This window comes from Limosilactobacillus reuteri subsp. porcinus (assembly GCF_036621895.1).
In the GTDB taxonomy this organism is placed as follows: domain Bacteria; phylum Bacillota; class Bacilli; order Lactobacillales; family Lactobacillaceae; genus Limosilactobacillus; species Limosilactobacillus reuteri_J.
In genome coordinates this window covers 1-5,502 of the sequence record NZ_LN887309.1, presented here as the reverse complement: position 1 = coordinate 5,502, position 5,502 = coordinate 1, and the positions used below count along the sequence as shown (strand labels likewise).

Below are 5,502 nucleotides of genomic sequence, written 5' to 3'. Positions count from 1 at the left end.
CGAGGTATTCATGAAGTATGTCACTGATGAGCAACTACTTTTTTTCTAACTTAAATTGACATTTCGGGACATCTAAACGCGATATAGTACAGTTAGGCTAATAAAATTGATAATAATTGATTTTTGGTAAAGGAGGGGTAATCGTTGCTTAGGCTTGACTGGTGTTTACGAATGCTCATGGCTGCCTTATGTGGTGGAATCATTGGGTTTGAGCGAAAAAGTAAGGCTAAAATGGCTGGAATTCGGACCCATGCCTTAATTGCGGTAGGGGCAGCAATGGTCATGATTATTTCTAAGTATGGATTTTTTGATTTACTGAAAGTTACCCATAGCAATTGGAACGTTGACCCATCACGGATTGCCGCTCAAGTTGTTAGTGGGATTGGTTTTTTAGGCGCTGGGACAATCATTAATCGCCATGATGAAATAATTGATGGCTTAACTACAGCAGCTGGAATTTGGGTTACCGGCGCAATCGGTCTTGCCTATGGTAGTGGTTTATACAGTATTGGGATTATTGGCACTTGTTGCGTTCTTTTAGCAGAAGTTATTGGAAAATATCTAGATCAGTTTGCACTTAGGCAAGGTAAAGGATTCTCCTGCTTTATTCAATTAGAAGGAAATACTGATGATTTGCATACACTTATTAATCAGCTAAACAAAAAATATTTTGAAGTTCCGCTTAAATACTCGATCTATGATTACGGAGACGGAAAAATCTCCTGTCAACTTTATGGTGAATTAAGATCTGGCTTCAAATCAGAAAACGTCTTTACTGACCTTACTGAGCTGGGCAACATTAAAAAAGTTGAGCTAGAATAAAAACATAGGAAGTGACAAGATGGCTTATAATTTCAGAAAAGAGCAGAAAGAATTGTATGTCCCCGGAAAGAATCCCAGTCTAATTAATGTACCGATAATGAAGTATCTTGCTGTGCGGGGACATGGGGATCCTAATCAAGAAAATAGTGAGTATAAAAAAGCAATTGAAAAGCTTTACGCTATTGCTTATACCATTAAAATGAGCAAAAAAGGCACCTACCAAATTCCAGATTATTTTGATTTTGTTGTTCCCCCACTAGAAGGACTATGGTGGCAAGATGGTATCACTGGAATTGACTACGCTCACAAAGAAAAGTTCTATTTCATTGCAATGATTCGCCTTCCCGACTTTGTTACTCAAGATGTTTTTGACTGGGCAATTCAAGAGGCTAGCGAAAAAAAGCAACTTGATTTACATAACGTAGAATTCCTATCAATGCACGAAGGCCTCTGTGTGCAAGCACTTCATATCGGGTCATACGATGATGAACCAGCAACGATCGACAAAATACATAAGTTTATTAAGGAACAGGGTTTACAAGTAGATATTAACGATGATCGGCATCACCATGAAATTTATTTGTCAGATCCCCGGCGGACGAAGGTTGAAAATCTAAAAACGGTATTGCGTATTCCGGTAAAAAACAATTAAAAACACTATTAATAGGTGAACCTCTATTAGTAGTGTTTTATTTTTCGTCTTGACTGGTGAGTAAACACTCACTATAATAAAACAAAAAAGTAAGTGTTTACTCACCAAAAAGAAATGAGGGAATTAAATATGGCAGATCTTATTCAACTTAGTCACTTGAGTAAGAAATTCGGTGACCGTACCATTCTTCACGATATTAATTTAACTGTCACTCCCGGTGAAATTGTTGGGCTAATTGGGCCCTCGGGTTCGGGAAAGACGACCGCAATCAAGACAATGTTAGGAATGGAAAAAGCTACTCAAGGAACTGCCCTTGTTCTTGGCAAAACGATGCCAAATCGAAAAGTGCTTAGTAAAATCGGCTACATGGCGCAATCAGATGCCTTATACGAAAGTCTTTCAGCTAAAGAGAACCTTGAATTCTTTGGCAAGATGAAGGGGGTAACTGGTAGAAAACTCTCCGAAGAAATTATCCATGTCAGTAAAGTTGTTAATCTTCAAAATCACCTCAATCAGCGCGTTAGTGGTTATTCTGGGGGGATGAAGCGACGACTTTCACTGGCGATTGCGTTGCTGGGCCAGCCAGAACTATTAATTCTTGATGAACCGACTGTAGGAATTGACCCTGCTCTTCGTCGACAAATTTGGCAAGAGCTCCTTAAACTTCGTAATCAGGGACAAAGTATTCTTATTACTACTCACGTCATGGATGAAACGGAACTTACCAACCGAGTTGCGCTACTTTTGCATGGGGATGTAATTGCATTTGCTTCACCAAAAGAACTAGAAAAGCAATATGGCGTGCCAACGATTGAAGATGTCTTTCTAAAAGCTGAGGAGGAAGAAGCATGAGAACCCTAGCAATTACTAAACGCGTCTTAAAAGAATTATTTCGTGACAAACGAACGCTAGCATTGATGTTTTTAGCCCCAATCTTAATTATGTGGTTAATGAACGTAATGTTTTCTGCCAGTTCTAACACTAACGTTAATATTTCAACAGTAAATGTCAGCCAATCTATTGAACGTAATCTCGAAAAAGTGGATGGCGTATCTGTTACGCCTAGTTCGATGGAACACGCAAGAAAAAAGCTAAAAGATAATTCTACGGATGCCATTATCGAATATAATCAAGCAAAAAATAAATATAATGTGACCTATGCGAATACTGACTCAGGAAAAACAGCATTAACAAAACAGGCATTGAATGCTGCAATTACAAAAACTACTATTAGCTCATTAGCAAATGGTATTCAGCAATTACAAACAATTGTTAAAACGACAAATCCTACTATGCCAATTTCAACAACTAAGTCTGGCAATTCACCAACGATCAGTAATCATTACCAATACGGGGATGCCGACACGGGGTTCTTCGCTAAAATTGTACCTATTTTGATGGGATTCTTTGTTTTCTTCTTTGTCTTTTTAATTTCTGGAATGGCCTTATTAAAAGAGCGGACTTCTGGTACTCTTGACCGCTTACTTGCGACTCCGGTAAAAAGAAGTGAAATCGTCTTTGGGTATATGTTAAGCTATGGGATCATTTCAATTATCCAATCAACTGTAATTGTCCTGGCAACTGTTTGGCTTCTAAAAGTAGAAGTTGTCGGAAACGTCTTTAACGTCATTATCATTAATGTGCTCCTTGCTCTCGTTGCCCTCGCTTTCGGAATTTTAATGTCAACACTTGCTAATTCTGAATTTCAGATGATGCAGTTTATTCCGTTAGTTGTTGTTCCACAAATTTTCTTCTCCGGGATTATTCCGCTCGACTCCATGGCTCACTGGGTTCAATATATTGGAAAGATTCTCCCATTAACCTATACAGGAGATGCTCTTACTCAAATTGTCATGGACGGAAAAGGCTTAGCTAGTCTTGGCGGCGATATTTTAGCCTTGCTTATCTTCCTCGTCGTTCTTCTGTGGTTAAATATTATTGGTCTCAAACGGTATCGCAAAGTATAATTTATTAAGAGGTGAATTAAATGACGCAAGTTTTAGCAAATTATGAAGAACAACTCGCCAATGCAAAAATGCCAGCTGGTAAAAAGAAAGTTCTAACCACAGCGTTAAAGCTTTTTGCAAATAATGGCTTTCATGCTACCACTACGGCAAAAATCGCTAAACAAGCTGGTGTTAGTGAAGGAACAATTTATAAATATTTCTCCTCCAAAGATGATTTACTTGCTAAATTGCTTCAACCAATCTTAATAGAAATTAAAAATAATTTTTTTAGCAATCTTGATGATCAAGCTGACCTCCCTACTCTGGTAAAATTTGTCGTAACGGACCGAATCAATTTTATTGAAGCAAATTTTGATTTCATCCGTTTAATTTTTCAAGAAGTGCTGACAGGCCAACTAACAAAAAAATCATACCAAGATTTTTTTGCTAATAACGTTGAGATTCTAGCGAAATTTAATACCTATCCAGAAATCAATTCAAAATTAACTCCACCCCAAATTGCGCGAATTTTTATTGGGCCAATTCTTGTCTATGTCTTACAAAACAAGTTATTAGGATTGCCCGTCAATGATGATGATCTTGACATTATTCAAAAACAAATTTTAGCGAATTTAACGCTTAAATATTAACTAAAAAGGCATCAGAAGTTATGACTGACGACTTCTGGTGCCTTTTATGCTACAAATCAATTATTTCATTCAACTTGTACTTAATCTGCATGTTTTCCCCAGCCGAATTTTCCAAATCGTTCTTTCATCTCTTTAGGCGTAAACAACTTATTGCTATTAAATGATGATTCAATCATTTGACGATCATGTTTAATATCTTGTTGTAATTGTTGGGAATTCTCTTTCATCTAAAACACCTCAATATTTTTTCTACTTAAGATCCCCGTTACATCTTCACTTCAATTCTTCATATAGTGGGATAAGTTGCCTAATAACTGAACTGATGTATTGTTCCATATCATCAACTTGATCTATTCCCCGAAATGCAAACTTTCCAAGTAAGAAACTTGTTTGTCGGGCCTCGGTATTAAATTGTTGCTGAATATCCTGATTATTAAGGTATTTGGATAGGGGCAAGTGATCAGTAAATTCCATTTCATTTTTATCCCAGAGATACCAGTGAGCGACGTCAATACTATTAGCCCATTCTGGTACTTTATCCAGTAATTGATTGTATTCATCCGGCGTACCTTGTCGTTGTTCACTCTTATAGTGTTGAAACATTAGGTAGACCTGTAACTGCTTTTTATCAAGCATCACCCCAATACAGGGATTATAGTCTGCCAACGATGCTAAGCGATAAGAGGCCCAGTAATGGTCGCGCAGGTTCCAACCATTCGTCCAACTCTCAACGTGAACCTTTGCAAATTGGTCTGTTGGTAATTGACTAGCGACGGTTTGATTTACCCTCTTCCACACTTGCCAAACTGCTTTAAACTTCTCTTTTAATTCTGCAACCTCGTCTGGTGAATGATTTTCTTTAATCTTCTTAAAGGAAAACTCCGGCTGGTCAAAGATTGCAAACATATTTTCAGTTAATGCTGTCATTTTAGCTCGCCCCTTTTTATCCAAGAATATCATAACTAAAAAAGCTAAACTATGACTCTTAATTTACACGAATCATAATTTAGCTTTATAGCTTCATTAAAACAAATTCATCATCACCATATAAAAGCCAGTTCCGACCAATACCGGCTGTTCGTACACCTTCACCGACTCCCCGCTCATTATCATAAGCCTGAGCTGTATCGATGTGCCGATATCCCATCTTAATTGCATTGCGGACTACTTCAGCTACTTGGTCATCATCAATCATCCAGGTCCCCAAGGCAAACTTAGGAATCTTTACACCACCGTTAAGCGTAATTGTCTCATCTAAAATCATTGTTCTCCGTCCTTTCGCATTTCAAGTTATTCCTACAAAACCATTGTCGTCATTTTTCCCATAAATGTAAAATGGTAAGCCTTGATTTGAACAATCGAGTAGGAGATAATTGATTAGTTCAATTATCGACCTCTCACACCACCGTACGTACGGTTCCGTATACGGCGG

The 5,502-nt window shown here is 37.7% G+C and carries 7 protein-coding genes and 1 pseudogene; 5 read left to right on the top strand and 3 right to left on the bottom strand.

Annotated features, from left to right (window positions below; genetic code table 11):
• Positions 1 to 171 precede the first annotated feature (171 nt).
• The 5 genes from AACL61_RS00160 to AACL61_RS00140 all read left to right on the top strand — a co-directional run bounded on the left by AACL61_RS00160 (position 172) and on the right by AACL61_RS00140 (position 4,070).
• Entirely contained in the window at positions 172 to 822 is a 651-nt protein-coding gene (locus tag AACL61_RS00160; RefSeq protein ID WP_042229611.1) for an MgtC/SapB family protein, read from the top strand.
• A 19-nt stretch (positions 823 to 841) separates the two neighbouring features.
• Positions 842 to 1,474: a GyrI-like domain-containing protein gene (locus AACL61_RS00155; protein ID WP_339110796.1), complete on the top strand. Its 633-nt coding sequence runs from the start codon at positions 842 to 844 to the stop codon at positions 1,472 to 1,474.
• Between the two features lie 129 nt (positions 1,475 to 1,603).
• Positions 1,604 to 2,326 (top strand): ABC transporter ATP-binding protein, encoded by a 723-nt coding sequence (locus AACL61_RS00150; protein ID WP_003665197.1) that lies wholly within the window; start codon positions 1,604 to 1,606, stop codon positions 2,324 to 2,326.
• Positions 2,323 to 3,441, top strand: coding sequence for an ABC transporter permease (locus AACL61_RS00145; RefSeq protein ID WP_339110795.1), 1,119 nt, complete (start codon positions 2,323 to 2,325; stop codon positions 3,439 to 3,441). Before AACL61_RS00150 ends, AACL61_RS00145 begins: the two co-directional genes overlap by 4 nt.
• A 20-nt stretch (positions 3,442 to 3,461) precedes the next feature.
• A complete protein-coding gene (locus tag AACL61_RS00140) occupies positions 3,462 to 4,070 on the top strand; it encodes a TetR/AcrR family transcriptional regulator (RefSeq protein ID WP_003665200.1) in 609 nt (202 codons plus the stop codon).
• A gap of 80 nt (positions 4,071 to 4,150) precedes the next feature.
• Here the strand turns inward: AACL61_RS00140 and AACL61_RS00135 are convergent, their stop codons facing one another.
• The 3 genes and pseudogenes from AACL61_RS00135 to AACL61_RS00125 form a co-directional block, all read right to left on the bottom strand.
• A complete protein-coding gene (locus tag AACL61_RS00135) occupies positions 4,151 to 4,297 on the bottom strand; it encodes a hypothetical protein (protein ID WP_180977105.1) in 147 nt (48 codons plus the stop codon).
• A 46-nt stretch (positions 4,298 to 4,343) separates the two neighbouring features.
• Positions 4,344 to 4,997: a glucose-6-phosphate 1-dehydrogenase family protein gene (locus tag AACL61_RS00130; RefSeq protein WP_102815860.1), complete on the bottom strand. Its 654-nt coding sequence runs from the start codon at positions 4,995 to 4,997 to the stop codon at positions 4,344 to 4,346.
• 130 nt (positions 4,998 to 5,127) lie between these two features.
• Positions 5,128 to 5,334 (bottom strand): annotated as a pseudogene (locus AACL61_RS00125) (aldo/keto reductase); the annotation flags it as partial.
• Between the last annotated feature and the right edge of the window lie 168 nt (positions 5,335 to 5,502).